9 protein-coding genes are annotated in these 17,060 nt (G+C 55.7%); 4 read left to right on the top strand and 5 right to left on the bottom strand.

The genetic code is table 11. From position 1 onward, the window contains the following. Positions 1-102: 102 nt before the first annotated feature. From Pla100_RS22845 to Pla100_RS22830, 4 genes are all read left to right on the top strand, one after another. Positions 103-819 carry a hypothetical protein gene (locus Pla100_RS22845; protein WP_146580524.1) on the top strand — a complete coding sequence of 239 codons (717 nt, stop codon included), beginning with the start codon at positions 103-105 and terminating at the stop codon, positions 817-819. Between the two features lie 33 nt (positions 820-852). After that, a complete protein-coding gene (locus Pla100_RS22840) occupies positions 853-2,298 on the top strand; it encodes a phytoene desaturase family protein (RefSeq protein WP_146580522.1) in 1,446 nt (481 codons plus the stop codon). Positions 2,299-2,770: 472 nt separating this feature from the next. Beyond that, a complete protein-coding gene (locus Pla100_RS22835; RefSeq protein WP_231603403.1) occupies positions 2,771-7,231 on the top strand; it encodes a PVC-type heme-binding CxxCH protein in 4,461 nt (1,486 codons plus the stop codon). A gap of 53 nt (positions 7,232-7,284) precedes the next feature. Continuing rightward, positions 7,285-9,891: a glutaminase family protein gene (locus Pla100_RS22830; protein WP_197168166.1), complete on the top strand. Its 2,607-nt coding sequence runs from the start codon at positions 7,285-7,287 to the stop codon at positions 9,889-9,891. Between the two features lie 215 nt (positions 9,892-10,106). Here Pla100_RS22830 and Pla100_RS22825 read toward each other — a convergent pair whose 3' ends face one another. The 5 genes from Pla100_RS22825 to dapB all read right to left on the bottom strand — a co-directional run bounded on the left by Pla100_RS22825 (position 10,107) and on the right by dapB (position 16,884). Next, complete coding sequence (locus Pla100_RS22825) at positions 10,107-11,105, bottom strand: RluA family pseudouridine synthase (protein WP_146580520.1); 999 nt, start codon at positions 11,103-11,105, stop codon at positions 10,107-10,109. Between the two features lie 81 nt (positions 11,106-11,186). Next, entirely contained in the window at positions 11,187-11,585 is a 399-nt protein-coding gene (locus Pla100_RS22820; RefSeq protein ID WP_146580518.1) for a PD-(D/E)XK nuclease family protein, read from the bottom strand. Between the two features lie 78 nt (positions 11,586-11,663). Further along, a complete protein-coding gene (locus tag Pla100_RS22815) occupies positions 11,664-15,023 on the bottom strand; it encodes a serine/threonine protein kinase (RefSeq protein WP_146580516.1) in 3,360 nt (1,119 codons plus the stop codon). 116 nt (positions 15,024-15,139) lie between these two features. After that, positions 15,140-16,036, bottom strand: a complete 897-nt coding sequence (locus tag Pla100_RS22810) for a 1,4-dihydroxy-6-naphthoate synthase (protein WP_146580514.1) — start codon at positions 16,034-16,036, stop codon at positions 15,140-15,142. After that, complete coding sequence (gene dapB, locus Pla100_RS22805) at positions 16,036-16,884, bottom strand: 4-hydroxy-tetrahydrodipicolinate reductase (RefSeq protein ID WP_146580512.1); 849 nt, start codon at positions 16,882-16,884, stop codon at positions 16,036-16,038. The genes Pla100_RS22810 and dapB overlap by 1 nt, the downstream gene beginning before the upstream one ends. Positions 16,885-17,060: the final 176 nt, after the last annotated feature.

Here is a 17,060-nt window from a genome sequence, read left to right as displayed (position 1 = left end):
GAAACGCGGGCGCAAAACTCGGTTTCGAGGAACCCCAAAACGTACCGTTTGAGCGGGTTTTACTCAACGCCTACAATCTTGATATGAGCCTACAATCCTGATATGAATCGTCCCCGCCGAATTTCCTGGTCGCTGCAAACGTTGATGGTCTCGGCGACGATCGCCGCGTTGGTTGGCGGGAATGTGTTTTCCATCGTCCGATTGCGTCAAGCGGAAACGGAATTGGACGCATTGCGGCGAGAGGTCGGTAGTTTGCATCATACGCCCGCCGGTTCGCTCGCGGTGGTCCGGATCGCCTCCGACACGCCGCTGACGTACCGATTTCGGGTTCGGACACCCGTGACGGACGATCCGACGCAGCGTTGGAATTCCGCCCAACCACCCAAAACCCTCTATCGGATCGCTTACAGTACGATCCTGCCCCGAGGCCGAACCCAGCCGGAGTGGTACTCGGCGATCGCGGTGCCACCCGGAGAGTCGGTCGTGACGATCCAGATCGCCGAAGATCCCCGCGACGAACGCTGGAAAATCTCTACACTAGTCCGCAGCGAATCGGCCACCCGCCGAATGGGCACGGTCTTGCCCGACGAGCACACTCGTTTGTTCCGCCAATCGCACGACGTGGTCAGCACCGGCTTGAAGCGACAGGACGTCGTCGTGATGCCGCCGGGTGAGACCATCCGCCTACCTGTCCGCCTACTCGACGAGCGGTGGCTAGTTGGCGAACAATCGTTGTTGCTCTACGGTGACAAAGCTCCCGACGAAGACCAAGTCGGTGTTTACGCCGAACTCCAATCCGCCGACCAACCATTGTCCTAGTCCGTTCTTCACTCTTCACTCTTCACTCTTCCCATGCCGAAAGACTTTCTCAAAGGTGCCGCTGGCGAATACGACGTGGTGGTCATCGGCAGCGGTTTGGCTGGCATGACCTCGGCCAACATTCTCGGCCGCGCCGGGCACCGCGTATTGCTCCTCGAACAACACTACAAACTCGGCGGTTTGGCGACTTGGTTCTTGCGACCCGGCGGACACACGTTTGATGTTTCGCTGCACGGTTTCCCCTACGGCATGATCAAGTCGTGTCGTCGTTATTGGAGCCGCGATATCGCCGACCGGATCGTGCAGCTTAAGAACATCCGTTTCGATAACCCACAGTTCTCGCTCACGACGACGTTCAACCGCGAAGACTTCACACGGTTGTTGACCAGTCGCTTCGGCATCGAAGAGAACACCGTCAACGAATTCTTCGACACCGCCCGAGGCATGAACTTCTACGACGATCAATCGACCACCACGCGGCAACTGTTCGACCGTTTCTTTCCCGGTCGAGACGACGTGGTGCGGTTGTTGATGGAACCGATCACGTACGCCAACGGGTCGACGCTCGAAGATCCCGCAATCACGTACGGGATCGTTTTCAGCAACTTCATGAACAAAGGTGTTTTCATTTACGAAGGCGGCACCGATGATCTGATCGCGCGGATGAAGAAAGAGTTGGTTGCCAACGGAGTCGACATCCGCATCAATTGCCCGGTGGAAGAGATCGAGGTTTCCGAAAGTCCGATCACGGGAACGCGAGTGTCGGGCGTCAAAGTCCAAGGTCGCACGATCAAGTGCCGCGCCGTGGTCAGCAACGCGAATTTGCGAACGACGATTCTGAAGATGATCGGTCCCGAAAAACTCGATCGCGACTTCGTCGAACAAACCGAAGCGGTGCGTCTGAACAATTCAAGCACGCAGGTCTACATGGCGCTCAAGCCGGGCGAAGAAATCGACGAATCATCCGGCGATTTGTTCTTCACATCGACGTCGAGAGAATTCCGCACCGACTTGTTGCTCAGTCGTGATATCACGTCGCGAACGTTTAGCTTTTACTATCCCCGCACCCGACCGACAAAAAAAGAGCGATACGCGATCGTTAGCAGTACGAACGCGAACTGGTCCGATTGGGCGGATCTGAACGAAGAGGACTACGCGGCGAGCAAACAAGACCTCGTCGATACGACGATCGACTCGCTTGAAAAGTATATCCCCGGCATCCGCGATAAGATCGACCGCGCCGAAGCGGCCACACCTCGGACGTTCAACCACTACACCATGCACGAAGGCGGAGCGAGTTTCGGAACCAAGTTCGAGGGACTCGCGGTCAGCCGCGCGCTCTCGCAGCAGATCTCCGGTATGTACCACGCCGGCAGCGTCGGCATCATCATGAGCGGCTGGCTCGGCGCGATCAATTACGGCGTCATCGTTAGCAATGAGGTCGATCAAATGCTCGTCAAAGAATCGACGCCGGTTTAGGTCCTTGCGTGCGTCAGGCGATTCGGGCGGTCGGGCCATATTGACGGCATTGCGACTTTTCACAGGGTCTATGCGCTTATTCGCATGCACGTTTGCTCGGTTGCGAACTAAAATTAGGTGACAACCTAATAGCCTATCCGAAAAGGGGTCTGACCCTCTCCGGCGAAACCAGAAACGCAATCAATATCGACTCGCCTCCAAAGGGTCAGACCCCTTTTCGGATAGGCGCTAGGCACCTGACCATAACTTTTTGGGCGAATCACACGTAGTAGCGTCTCTCCGAGACGTTGAATGCTGCGACTCTCGCAGAAACTCGTCTACGTGTTTTGTTGATTTACTTTTGCAATCGTGCTTAGCAACGATTCTGCCAATGCTTTCTAGACAATTGCTTTTTAGCCGCCCCGCTTTGAATTCACGATCCTTGTCGATGTCCCGCTCCTGCAACCACAGGTGAGTCGCGATCTGCATTGTCGTGGTTTGGTTTGGATTGGCCATCGGTCGATTTGGGTTCGCCGAGCAACCAACCGACATTCGTGTTTTGTTCTTGGGTGATGCGGGACGCAATCACGAGCCGAAGAACCGCTTCGTCGAACTCGAGGCGGCTTTGGAAGCTCGTGGGTTTCAGTTCAGTTACACCGAAAGTCTCGCGGATCTTAACCAAGAAAATCTCGCGGATTTTGACGCGGTGATTCTCTACGCGGATATTTTGGAGATCGATCCTGCGGCAGCGTCCGCCTTGTATGAATTTGTGTCTAGCGGTGGCGGCTTCTTGCCGATCCACTGTGCAAGTGCTTGTTTCCGTAACTCACCCGAATACATCAACTTGGTCGGTGCCCAGTTTGATCGGCACGGCTCGGGGGTTTTTCGCGCCCACGTTTCTGAGTTCTCTCATCCGATCGTCCAAGGGTATGGTGGCTTTGAAAGTTGGGACGAGTCTTATGTTCATAGTCACCATCGAGAGAACGAGCGGACCGTCTTGGAGTACCGAGCCGACTCGAACGGTCGCGAGCCGTGGACTTGGATCAAACCGTATGGAAAAGGCCGAGTTTTCTACACCGCCAGGGGGCACGACAGTCGAACATGGACGCATCCGGGTTTTCAGAATTTGATCGAGCGAGGCCTGCGTTGGTCGACGGGGAACGCTCCTGAATCGACAGGCAGCTATCAATCAATGGCGACATTCCCGGTGCCATCGATTGCCGCAACTCCCGACGATCTGCCCCCGCTCGAGATGCAGGATGTCGGGCCGCAAATTCCCGTCTACCGAACGACCGAAGCGGGCAGTGGCGAACCCGAATTAGAACGGCTGATGCAAAAGCCGCTCTCTCCTGAAGCATCGTTGCAGCATCTGGTCGTTCCCGATGGCTTTCATGTCGAGCTGTTTGCGGCGGAACCGGATTTAGGTGGCAAACCGATTTGCATGGCCTGGGATGCCGCCGGACGCTGCTGGGTCGGGGAAACGGTCGACTATCCCAACTCGCTGGCTGACGATAACCGTGGCAACGATCGGATCAGAATCTGCGAAGACACCGATCGAGATGGTCGGGCCGACAAGTTTACCGTCTTCGCGGAGGGATTGAGCATTCCTTCGACCATCGCGTTTTCATTTGGCGGCGTGATCGTACAGAACGGAACCGAGACGTTGTTTCTGCAAGATACCGACAACGATGATGTCGCCGATATTCGCAGTGTGCTGTTGTCGGGCTGGGAGATGAGCGACACGCACGGCGGTGTCAGCAATTTTCAATATGGCCCGGACAATTGGATCTGGGGAATGCAAGGCTACAACCAGTCGGCACCGGTCGGGGGCGAAAGCGATCAGGATTCCTTTCGGATGGGATTCTTCCGAATGAAGCCGGATGGTTCCGAGGTGGAGTTTGTCCGGTCGACCAATAACAACACATGGGGTCTCGGCTTTAGCGAAGAGGGTTTTGTATTTGGTTCGACCGCCAACGGCACCCCGAGTGTCTTCATGCCGATCGCGAATCGTTATTATGAACGCGTCCACGGTTGGCTTCCGTCATTAACGTTGTCGTCCATCGCAGACAGCCATCTGTTTCGTCCCATTACGTCGAACATTCGTCAGGGCGATTGGCACGGCGGATTCACTGCGGCAGCAGGACACGCCCTCTACACGGCTCGGAAATATCCGTCGCAGTATTGGAACCGAGTCGCGTTCGTCAATGGACCAACCGGGCATTTAGTCGGCGCGTTTGTTTTAAGTCGGCAGGGAACCGAGTTCCGTTCGACCAACGCCTTCAACATGCTCGCAAGCGATGATGAATGGACGGCACCGATCATGTCAGAAGTTGGACCAGACGGCCAAGTCTGGGTCATCGATTGGTACAATTACATCATTCAGCACAACCCGACGCCCGACGGATTTGAATCCGGGAAAGGTGGCGCGTATGAGACCGAGTTGCGAGACAAACAACGAGGGCGGATCTATCGCATCGTCGCGGATCAATCGGAACCGAACGATTCGGTTTCGGATTATCCCAATGTTCAAGGTGTTCATTCCGATCAGCTGATCAACGCGTTATCGCATCCGACGATGTTGATTCGGAAACACGCACAACGGCTTCTCGTTGAACGAGGCCAAGCGGACGTTTGTGATGCGTTGTGCGGCCTCGTGCGAGATCAATCGACCGATGCGATCGGATTGAACGTTGGCGTGATGCACGCTTTGTGGACCCTCGACGGGCTTGGGCTATTAATACCCCCGCGTGCCGATGCGACCGCGATGCAGCGAGCCTGGCACGAATCCGCTTGCCAATCCGTTTGCGACGCATTGCGGCATCCGTCCGCGGGAGTTCGTCGTGCCGCTGCGGGCGTTTTGCCACCAACCTGGATGGCGATGAATTGCCTGTTGGATGCGAAACTCTTCGTTGATCCCGATCGGCACGTTCGTCTGGCGGCATTGCTTGCCGTGTCGGACTTCTCGCCGGACAACAGCAACCATAACCTCGGCGACAATTCGCCCGCTATGTCCCGCATCGGTAATGCCCGAATCGGCAATGCGTTACTGGCGGCTATTAACGATCCCAACAATCTGGCCGACCGCTGGATACCCGATGCAGTGATTTCCGCCTCCGCGATGCACAGTGACGCGGTTTTAAGAGGATTGCAACACCAGCGCGGCATGCCAGTGACGGCATGCGGAATCATCGAACGCGTCGCAGAACATCACGCGCGTGACGAATCGCGCGGCGTCGAACGGTCCGACGACGCGAGGCTGCTGGCGGAACTGAATACCGTCGAGCCTCACGTCATCGAAGCGGTGATCTCTGGCTTTTCCGCCGGTACCCACGATCAACAAAGTTCCTCGATCGACACCATCGTGGACTTGAAGCTCGAATCGATCGCAGCTCGTGTTCCGGCGGCCTCCAAAGCGAAACTGGTGCGGTTGGCGTCTCTTTGGGGAAGCCGCCGATTCGCCAAAGCAACCGAACAAGCCGTTGACGATCTGTTGGCTCAAGTTCACCAAAGCGATCTTTCCGTGGAGCAACGAGTTGCCGCAGCGAGACAGGCCGTTGACCTCAAACCAAACGACCGTCGCGTTGCCATCAAGTTGCTTGATGAAATCACAGCGATGACACCGGAGCCGGTCGCGATTGGGCTGGTCGAATCGCTAGAAAACTGTCGCTGGGAAGGACTTGGCAGCGAGTTGATTGGTCGACTTAGCGCCATGAAGCCGCCGGCCCGCGAGGCCGCCATGGCTCAACTCCTTCGGCGACCGGCGGCGACACTTGAGATGTTGGACGCGGCCAAAAAAGGACGACTCGTGTTGTCGGACCTATCGCTCGCTACTCGGGAGAATTTGATTTCACATCCGGATCCAAAGATCAGGCGATCGGCGAAAGATCTCTTGGCCGCCGGCGACGAATTACCCCGACGAGATCGATTCGCAGTTCTCAAAGATTATGCTTGGACCGCTCGGCATCGCGGCGACGCCCAAAATGGCAAGCAGGTGTTCATCAAGAATTGTTCGCAATGTCACGTTCATCGCGAGTTAGGGTATCGTCTTGGCCCTGACCTGACGGGAATGGCGGTCCTGCCGAGATCCGAGTTGCTCGTACATATTTTGGATCCCAATCGCAACGTCGAGGCCAATTACCGTTCGTGCACCATCGTGACCAATGACGGGATGATCCTTCGCGGGATGCTTTCGGACGAAACCAAAACATCAATCGGATTGGTCACGACCGATGGCAAGACCAATCGAATCCTGCGAGATGATGTGGAAGAATTGTTCATTTCATCGCAGTCGATCATGCCCGAAGGATTTGAGAAATCCATCGGTCGCACGGACATGTCGGATTTGCTGGCGTTCCTCGTCGAAAAACATCAATACGTCCCGATCGAGTTAGCGCCCTACGCGACCGCGATCAGTTCGAAGGGACTTTTCCACAACGACGGACCGGATCGATTCGTCTTTCCCGATTGGACTCCGAAAACCTTTCACGGAGTGCCCTTTCAGCTCACTGATCCGATGGGCCAAATGCGTCGCAACATCATTAGTTTGCACAGCGACTCGGCACCCATTCCTTCGAGAATGCCAAAATCGGTCACGATTCCCTGCGGAATGGCCGCCAAGGCGATCCATCTACTCAGCGGTGTGGGAGGTTGGAGTTATCCGTTCATCAAAGAGCCCAGTGTGTCGATGACCGTGCGGCTCCACTATCGCGACAAAGAAATCGAGGATCATCCTCTGATCAATGGCGTCCACTTCGCCGACTATCTGCAACGCAACGATGTCTCAGGAAGCCAGTTCGCCTTTGAATTCGAAAAGGGCCAACAGATGCGATACCTCAGCATCAAGCCGAAACGTCAGGATTCGATTAAGCAAATCGAATTCATCAAAGGGGAAGATGTTTCCGCACCGGTGGTCATGGCCGTCACGGTCGAAACCGCGAATGACACGTCTTCCTAAAAAGCTCGATATTTTCTCTCTTCAACTCACCTACTCGTCCAGGCCGGATCGTAATGATGCCACTCAAGTTCGTTCAATCTAACCGGCACTTTGCGGTCGTCGTCGCATCCCTCGTGATGGCCTGTTTTGCGACCGCATCGGATGATGCGTTCCGTCCGCCTGCCGTACCGCTGATTGCCTGCGATCCGTATTTCAGCGTTTGGTCCCAAGCCGACAAACTGTGGGAAGTTCCGACGACGCATTGGACCGGTGCCCGTCATCGCATGGCCGCGATCGTTCGAGTCGATGGAACCGCCTATCGATTGATGGGCGAAAGTCCTCAAACGATCGCCGCGATGCAACAGCGATCCGTTCGCGTCAATCCGACGCAAACGATCTATGAGTTTGAAACAAAGTCGATCGAGGTAACTCTTACCTTCACAACGCCATCACTGCCGTACGATCTTTCGATCATCAGTCGTCCGACAACCTATCTGGACTGCAACGTGGCGTCACGCGACGGAAAGCCACATTCGATCGAGTTTTACTTCGATGCACGGGGTGAGTTGGCCAGTGATGTCGGCGACCAATTGGTTTCGGGATCGCTGCCGAAGATCGATGGGCTCAAGACGCTCGAGGTAGGTACCGATACTCAGCTTATTTTAGGACGTTCGGGCGATGATATTCGAATCGATTGGGGCTACTTGTATGTTTCGGCGTTTGACCACTTCCAAACGGTGGCGAGCTTTGGTGACGCGGATACTCTCCGCCAGCAGTTTGCAAACGATGGCGTGATCCGAACCGACGAAGCGGCCGATCGGTTTCCGGCCAAAGCGGGTGACGTTGCTGCGGCGATCACGATGTCGTTGGGCAAGACAAGCGAGCAGCCGGTCTCGTGTACAACGTTGATTGCCTATGACGACTTGTATTCGATCGAGTTCATGAAATCGCGACTGCGTCCGTATTGGCGTAAAGACGGATGGGAGGCCCGCGATTCAATTTCCGCCGCGATGAACGAGCATGATGAATTGATCGAACAATGCCAATCGTTTGACCAAGAACTCATGGCGGATCTAACCGCAGCAGGCGGGCGAAAGTACGCCGAGATCGCAGCGCTGGCATATCGCCAATGCCTTGCCGCCGGCAAGTTTGTCGCCGACGAGAACGGGCAACCGCTGCAGTTCTGTAAAGAGAATCATTCCAACGGATGTATCGCAACTTCGGACGTGTTCTATCCGATGATGCCGCAGTTCCTTTTGTTCGGTCCGACACTTACTAAATCCGTGCTCGTTCCCTTCATGGAGTATGCCGCTTCGGATCGTTGGAAGTTCCCCTATGCTCCTCACGATTTGGGAACTTATCCCAAGGCGAACGGTCAGCGATACGGAGGTGGCGAACGAACCGAAGATGGTCAAATGCCGGTTGAGGAATCCGGCAACCTGCTGATCCTCTTCGGTGCCTTGACCCAAATGGAGAACAGCACCGAGTTCGCTGAAAACTATTGGACACAATTGAAGCAGTGGGCCAACTACCTTGAAGAAAAAGGTTTCGATCCCGAGAACCAACTCTGCACCGACGACTTCGCCGGACACATGGCACACAACGTGAACTTAAGTGCGAAAGCCATTTGTGGTTTGGGTGCATACGCGTTGATGTGCGAGAAACGCGGACTTCATTCAGAGTCCGCTCATTTCTTGAACGTCGCCCGAAACTACGCCAAGCAGTGGATGCAAGCCGCGCGGGATGGTGATCACTATCGGTTGGCATTCGATCGCGAGGGAACCTGGAGCCAAAAGTACAACTTGGTTTGGGATCGCTTATTGGGCTTGGGGCTTTTCCCAAGCTCCGTCGCCGAAACGGAAATGGCGTTCTATCGTAAAACTCAAAATAAGTTTGGGTTGCCACTGGATAACCGGTCCGATTACACGAAACTTGATTGGGTTCTTTGGACGGCCACACTCACGCAAGATCGTTCCGACTTCGACGCGTTGGTGGAACCGGTTCACGAGTTTCTCAGCTCAACGCCGCAACGCACTCCCATGACCGATTGGTACTATACATCAACTGCCAAGAAGGTCGGTTTCGATGCACGACCGGTTGTCGGCGGCGTTTTTCTACAGTTGCTCTACAACGATAAGGTCTGGTCCAAGTACGCAAGCCGAGATCAAACCAAATCATCAGGATGGGCTCCGATGCCAGTCGCACCAGAGCGAATCGTCCTGGTCCCCACCAGCGAGAATTCAGCTCCGACGTATTCGTACACCTTGGTTGAACCATCAAACGCTTGGTTCGAAGCGGACTTCGACGATTCAAGTTGGCGGCAAGGACCGGGCGGCTTTGGAAACCAAGACGGCGTCGTGCGGACGCGTTGGAACACAGCCAACATTTGGGTTCGCCGCGACATCGAGATCGTCGGCGAAGTTCCTCAACGGATTGCGATTCGCATCTGGCACGATGAAGACGCCAAGATGTATATCAATGGGAAACTCGTCCTGTCTCTCGGTGGATTCACCACGGGATACGAAACTTTTGAGATCGATCCGAACGTACTGCGTTCGGGAATCAACACGGTCGCCATCTCGTGCCGCCAATCGACCGGCGGGCAGTATATCGATTTCGGAATAGACAAGCTCGAACCGAAGGCTCCGGAACAGTCCGATCTAACAAGCAACTCGCCTTAACGCCTAGGTAATGGAAGAGTTTCGCGAGATGTACCGAACTCAATGGATCCGACCTAAAGACGTGGTCCGGCGACCAGTTCGAATCCGACTTCGTCGAGTTACCAAAAGTGACAGCACAGCAACTGCAACTGTCGCTCCGTTTTTCCGAGTCCGATCATCCGGTATCGATCTCTGAAATCGAGATCTTTGGGAAGTCAGGCTTATAAGGATTTTGATCAAAGGTTGGTTTCGAACGCGGCCGGACGGCGGAAGGTGACCGGCTCGTTCGTGTCGGGGTGGACGATCGTTAATGATCGAGCGTGCAGATGCATCGGCGGTTGATCGACCGCGAGTGTTTGTTGTTCGCCCAAACGTTGATCACGCAGGTACAACGGGTCGCCGACGATCGGATGGCCGAGTGACCACAAGTGGACACGGATTTGGTTGGTCCGACCGGTGATCGGAATCGCTTGGACGCGGCTGTGCTCGTTCGCGCGATCGAGAACCCGGAATTGAGTCTGTGCCGATTGGCCCTGTTCATGGGGGACCCGCGCCCCTTGGGTATCGACCGATCGTATTGAACGATCTGCCTGTTGCACCATTTCAACCTGACTGGACGGTTCAACCTGAGTGGCCCGGGCGATGGGCAGTCGGCAATCGTGACGATCCCAAGGTACCATTCCGTGCACCTGAGCGACGTACTCTTTCCGGACCTTGCGTGATTCGAATTGAGGTTGAACCAGGCCGGCGGCGCGGCGCGTTCGACAAAACAAAACGATTCCAGTCGTATTGGCGTCCAGTCGATGGGCGATCCGTAGGGTTTCGTTGGGGTAGTAGGATTCGAGCAACCGCGTCAACGTATTGAGATTGAATCGTCCGCTCGGATGAACCGGCATCGGTGCGGGCTTATCGACGACGAGGATCGAGGCGTCTTCGTGGACGATGCCGATCCGCCGGGCAACTTCCGGCTCGATCGTGTCGGGCATAGTATGAATCAACCGTTGGCCGCAACGGACACGAGCCCGCGGATGCAAAGTGACGCCGTCCGATGTGATCGCGCCGTCGGCGATCCATGATTGCCACTGTTGGATCGGGGTGGGCGGATGAAGTCGTTGCAAAAACTCAATCAATGGCAAACCGTCCATCGATTGACTCACTCGCATCAGACGTTGGTTGTCGTACGGATCGCAACCGGGAAGAGAAGGCAGATCGATCGTACGAATGAGATCATTCAAGATGATGAAACCGATGATCCAAACAAAAAAGCCCGAAGGACAGGATCCTCCGGGCTGGCAATTCAGTTGGATTGAAACGACTTACGAATCAAGACCCGCGTCGGTGGCGGGAAGTTCTTCGGCTTTGATCTTTTCGCCGAACGATTTTCCGTCTTTGCTCTTCAGTTCGTTGGCTTTCTTGAAACCTTCGAGGATCTTGGCTTTGGCTTCTTCGGGGTTTTCCTTGAGGTATTCCTTGGTGAAGTCTTCACCGTCGAGATACTTGTGGACCGCGTTGCCGTATTCGTTACGGACCTTTTTCTTGTCTTCGCCTTTGACGTGGCAAATGTAGCAGTTTGCTTTCTTTACGTCTTTCTTGAAGTCTTCCGAGGCGTCGGATTCCATCACTTGATCTTTAAATTGCTTTCCGAATTCGCTGATCGCGAACGACGGAGTTACCATGCAAGTCAAAATGCCCATCACGAGAGCCATGCGTTTCATCGAGTTGTTTCCTAAATCTAGACAGGGTGGGTAAAAAAAAGGTGGGTTTGCCGAACGGTTACGACCGCCCTATTAAAGTCACTCATAGGGGGGATTGTCAAATGTTCGCTGCATCGGCATTTTTGGCAAGCTTCTTTCTTGGAATCCGGCGAATAAAGAGCCATCTTGACGAAAATCTGCTGGAATCATGCGACTGGGCGAAATCGAGGTCGGCAGCGGATCGCTCCAACGGACAACCCATCGGGGTGTGCGATCGTCGGCCCAGGCTGGAATTTCGTCGGCGAGATCGTCCATGGTGGTCGTGTTCGTTTGTCCCAATACGTCGCGGACGATCAACAACGGGTCACTTAACGTGGCGTCGGTTTCGTAGGCGTTGGACGAACCACGAAGCCTCAACCAATCGACGTCACGGTCTTCGCTCAACGTTCCGGTGATTTCGATGTGGGGCATTCCGGGGTCAACGACGAACACACTTTCCTCGGCCCGTCGTTCAATCTCGACCGGATAGGATGTGTTCGAATTCAGACGCATCTGCAACAACCCTTGAGGTGTGTAGGCGGTCAGACGCTGCATCGACAAACGGATCGAGCCAGACCGGGGCTGAGGCCGCTGGACCGAGCCACCGGTTTCAATCATTCGGCCAGAGACAGCCAACAAACCATTCTCCCAGAGCAACTGCAATTCGGCGGCCTGATCCATCCGCAACATGGAGATTTCGCCGCGTACGATCACGTTGTACATCTCGATCGAAACCAGCGGCAACGTGGCCGGGGTGGGTTCGGTCGTGGCGGATGTCGTCTCGCTCCCTGGAAGGGTTCGTTCGGTGGCTAATTTTGCTTGCGTCACCACGTTGAACGCAAAGATTTCGTCACGTCGCGATGGATTGTCGATCGTGATCGAGCAATCCGTCAAACGAACTCGTCGGTTCGCCGTCATCGACAACAGACCACCTCCGTCGGTTTCGGTGACCGGCACTGTCCAATAAAAATGAGTGTCGACGAACTCGATTCGATTCGATCCGATCGAAATCATCTCGCTGCGTTGCATATCGACTTCATTGTCGGAACGAAAAACCACCGACGTTCCGCCGGGAACCGAAGACGCGATCACCAAATCATCTTGCTCGATCACGATCGGTTCGCTGACTAATAAAGGAGTGCTGAGTTCGATGCGTTCGGCATTGCTCGTTCTGGCAAGCTCGACTGCTTCGCGAAGCGTCGCGGTCGGGCGGATCCCTTCGGTTCGAAGTTGGTTTAGCAAACGTTGATCTTGCATTGATGCCGCCTCGACAACGCGAATCACGTTGACCTCAGCCGGAGCTGCCATTTCGTCCGGCGTTAAAGCAGGACTTGTCGTCGTCGGGTTCGACATCGGGTCGGAGGAAGTGCCGATCATGGGAAGCACGGGTTTGACGGAGGTCGCTTTCTTGGCCGGATCCTCCGACGAGGACGATTCCTTGGTCGCGTCGGCCAGCATGAGTTGGGCGAGAGTACGATCGGATAGGTCCGTTCCCATGGCAACCGAATCGCCTTCGGATTGCGAGGATGCTTTCCCCTCGTTGTCATTCGAGTTGATCGGAAACGGAAACCCTCCAAAACTTGGCGGGTCACTCGGCAGACGCACCGAACCGAGCTTTTGCGGATCGGCAGCCACCCCCGTCTCCGCCATATTCCCGCCCGGCGCTGCGGCAGTCGCGGAATCCGTGGCTGCATTGACACTACCAAGCTGATCCGTTGACGGTAAACCTGGGAATGGTGCGGTGTCGGCAATCCTTTTTGGGCGTCCGTTGGGATCGTTCGGTGTCATCTCGGATGCGGCCGCAGTGGTGTCCGAATCGGCTGATTTCGGTGCAGTCGCCTCTTCGAACGTCCCATCGCGACGCGGAATGCCGGGCAATTGCCCCTGCGACGCACTGGAAACGCCGGACAAAGGTTTGATCAGTGGATCCGCTTGAGGCAAAACAATCCCCGCCGTACCTGATGGGGTTTGCTGACCGGCATCCGACGTCTCGCCGTTGGGCGATTGCCCCGCCGATCGATCCGGCAGAGACTCCAGCGCAGAAGATGGTACAGTGGCCGCCAGTTGGGAACTAAACTCGCTCCGTTGTTGCCATGAAAGAATCTCCAGCCAACCGGCACTGGCCAACAACACGGACGCCGCGACCACCCAGGGAAGATGTGACAAGAAAACCTGTAACAATCGGTTTTCAACTTCAACGGCGACAACATCGACGCCGCTGCTGCGTGGCAATTCTTCGCGTAGGGCGAATTCACGCAGATCGGCGATCAATGCTTGCGAATCCTGATAACGCTGATCCGGTTGCTTTGCCAACATCTTCTGTAAGATCGCATGGAGATCTTCGCTGGCGTCGTGCCGCTCGTCTCGGATATCCGGGATCGCGGCGTTGCCGTGATTGAGCAACTTTTGCAGCATCGTGCCACCGGGAAACGGCGGTGAACCGGTTAGCATGAAATAAAACGTGCAACCGAGCGAATACAGGTCGCTGCGAATATCCGCCAGGCGTGGATCGTGCGCCTGTTCCGGTGAAATGTAATCGAACGTACCCAGCGTCACGCCACTGGCGGTCATGTCCTCGCTCGTTTCAAAGTTATCCGAGCGAGCCAAACCCATGTCGACTAGTTTGATCGAACTGGCCTCCGTAACGACGACGTTGGACGGTTTGATATCGCGGTGAACGATCCCGCGTTTGGACGCATGTCCGATCGCTTCGGCAACTTGACACGTATAGAAAACGGCATCATCGAGCGACAATGGTCCGTCCTGCGAAACAATGTCACGGATGTTGGACCCGTCGATGTATTCGAAGACGATGTAATACCACGGTCCGTCGTTTCCCACTTCGAACACCCGCGCGATCAACGGGTGATCGAGTTTCGCGGCGCTCTGAGCTTCGTTACGAAACCGACGTTGCAAATCAGGATCGCCGGCCGCGAACGGAACGACTTTTACCGCCACGGTTCGTCCGAGACGCTCGTCACGGGCGCGGAAAACCGCTCCCATTCCGCCACCGCCGATCTGCTCGAGTAGCTCGAAATGGTTGAGTCGTTGGCCTTGAAGTTCGCGTGTCAGCGAGGCCGGTGTCGCGTGCATCGGGCCGCCCGCCCGGTCGCCCTCACTGCCGTCGAAGTTTGTTTCAGCTCGCGAGCGACTCGAACCGTGTCGTCCCGGCTCCTCCGATTTTTCTCCACTGATCGATGCTCCACCTAGCAACTCGCGTTGTCCGTCTTCGACCCGTCGCGAGGAACCACCCATGGCGTCAAAGAAGTCTTGGCGGATGACCGTGTCGGCACCCTCCAAGTTGTCCAACTCAGAGTCCTTGGTTCTCGATTGCTCCGGATACAACGATTTTTCATCGGTCGAAGCGGCGCGATGCACCGTCGAGGCTTCGGGTCGGATGGAGGAAGAGGAGGAGTCCATGCGGCCGTGCATTGGGAAGAGAAGAGAAGCTTCGGTCCGTCGCCGTTGAAGTCCGGCAAATGCCGGACTCGATACTCTAGGTTAATTATTGCGTGGCTACTTCACAATCAAAACGCCTAACCCAAAACGCGTAAACCGGGCGATTGGTCTCCCACTTTACCGGATTTTTTGGCCATTTCCGATAGCTTATCCAAGGCTGCACGCCCCACCTCCCCGAGAGAGTGTGTCCATTCGTTCACATAAAGATCGGCGTGCTGCATCAATATCGCGTCATCCATCGCCTGAGCGTATCGTCGCATCGCGGGCAATGCGGTTTCGGGCGCGTCGCGGGCCAGACGCAGGGAATCGGAAATGACGTCGACGACGCAATGCATCGTCGCTTCGTCATGTCGCGTCCGCATCAATAACCCACCAAGCGGCAATGGACTTCCTGTGGTCGCTTCCCAACGTTCGCCGAGGTCTTCGACGCAATGCAACCCGGACTCCTGGTACGTGAACCGGCCTTCGTGAATGCACACACCGAAATCCGCCGTGCCGGCAGCCAAACTTGGCATGATGTCCGAGAACACGACATGTTCGACGCGGGTCGATTCAGGATAGAACAGATCGAATAACAACTTCGCCGTTGTGTGTTCCCCTGGACACAACGTCAATGCATGTTCGCGAAAAGCTTCGGGACTATCCGATGTCGCTCCGGGACACATGCCCGGCTTGGCGGACAACAACAGCGGCCCCACGCCGAAACCGAGTGCCGAGCCGACTGGTAGGACAATGGTTTCCTCGCTCGCCAACAGGGCCGCATGAAAACTCGCTTTGAGAACATCGAACCGACCGCCGAACAAACCTTGATTGAGTTCATCAATGTCGAGCAGATCGATTACGAATTGCAGCCCCCGTGTGTCGACCCGATTTTCCAACAAACCGGCGAAGGCGAACGTGTCATTCGGACAGGTTGAAATGCCCAAGTGGATACGTCGGCCCGAACCCACGACGACTTGATGCGATGCCGACATTACTCATCACTCATGCCAAGAACATCGAACATGTTGTAAAGTCCGGCGGGCTTGGCAGTGCCATCGCTCGGCCCACATAACCAACGTGCCGCTGCGAGCGCTCCTGAGGCGTAACAGTCTCGGTTACTGGCGGCGACATTCAACTCGATCCGTTCACCGAGCATCCCGAACACGATCGTGTGCTCCCCAGGATTGTCGCCGACACGAATGGCGTGGTAACCGATTTCGTTTCGTGTGCGTTGACCGGTATGGCCTTCGCGGCCGTGAATATGATCGACTTCTCCGCCCATCGCCGAGGCGATCAATTCTCCAAACTTCAACGCCGTACCACTGGGCGCGTCAGCCTTGAAGCGGTGATGACGTTCTAAAATTTCGATGTCGACTCCGCCGGCGACGTCCTTCAAAGCCGTAGTAATTTGGGCGGCGATGCGCATCGACAAGTTCACCGCCAACGACATGCTCGGCGCCCAAACGATGGGGAGACTCTTGCCGGCCTCCGCCAGTTTCTCCTTTTGAGCGTCGCTGAGTCCGGTCGTCGCAACGACGAGCGGGATACCGTGTTTCAAGCAAGCATCCACGCAACCATCGAGTGCTTCGGGCAACGAGAAATCAATGACCACGTCGGCTTCGCTCGGCCAAGTCGCTGACAAGGTCGTGTTCAATTCACCAATGCCGGCGACCAATCCGGCGTCCTGTCCCATTTTCGGATGATCGGGATGGTCGATCGCCGCAACGATTTGGAATCGAGATTGACGGGGGGCATGGTCCTCGGCCGCTGCCAGTGCGACGACACGTTGTCCCATTCGTCCGGCGGCCCCGTGGACCGCGAGTTTGATTGTTGAATTCATGCCGAAAGTTTAGCCGTTCGCGGCCGATCCGCCAGTATCGATCGATTCGCCGGTGATGTGAGTTGATGTGACTCGTTGGTGTATAATACCGGGCCTGCCGGGTCTTCGCCGAAGCGGCTTCGACCCAGCCTACGTTTCGACCCTGTCTACTTTGTCTCTGAAGCACTGATTCTCCA

This window comes from Neorhodopirellula pilleata, assembly GCF_007859915.1.
GTDB lineage: Bacteria > Planctomycetota > Planctomycetia > Pirellulales > Pirellulaceae > Rhodopirellula > Rhodopirellula pilleata.
This window is presented reverse-complemented; position numbering and strand designations above follow the sequence as displayed.

Coding starts and splice junctions, on each gene's coding strand:
- Pla100_RS22845 (WP_146580524.1), top strand. CDS start 103: ATGAATCGTCCCCGCCGAATTTCCTGGTCGCTGCAAACGTTGATGGTC.
- Pla100_RS22840 (WP_146580522.1), top strand. CDS start 853: ATGCCGAAAGACTTTCTCAAAGGTGCCGCTGGCGAATACGACGTGGTG.
- Pla100_RS22830 (WP_197168166.1), top strand. CDS start 7,285: ATGATGCCACTCAAGTTCGTTCAATCTAACCGGCACTTTGCGGTCGTC.
- Pla100_RS22820 (WP_146580518.1), bottom strand. CDS start 11,585: ATGAAACGCATGGCTCTCGTGATGGGCATTTTGACTTGCATGGTAACT.
- Pla100_RS22815 (WP_146580516.1), bottom strand. CDS start 15,023: ATGGACTCCTCCTCTTCCTCCATCCGACCCGAAGCCTCGACGGTGCAT.
- Pla100_RS22810 (WP_146580514.1), bottom strand. CDS start 16,036: ATGTCGGCATCGCATCAAGTCGTCGTGGGTTCGGGCCGACGTATCCAC.
- dapB (WP_146580512.1), bottom strand. CDS start 16,884: ATGAATTCAACAATCAAACTCGCGGTCCACGGGGCCGCCGGACGAATG.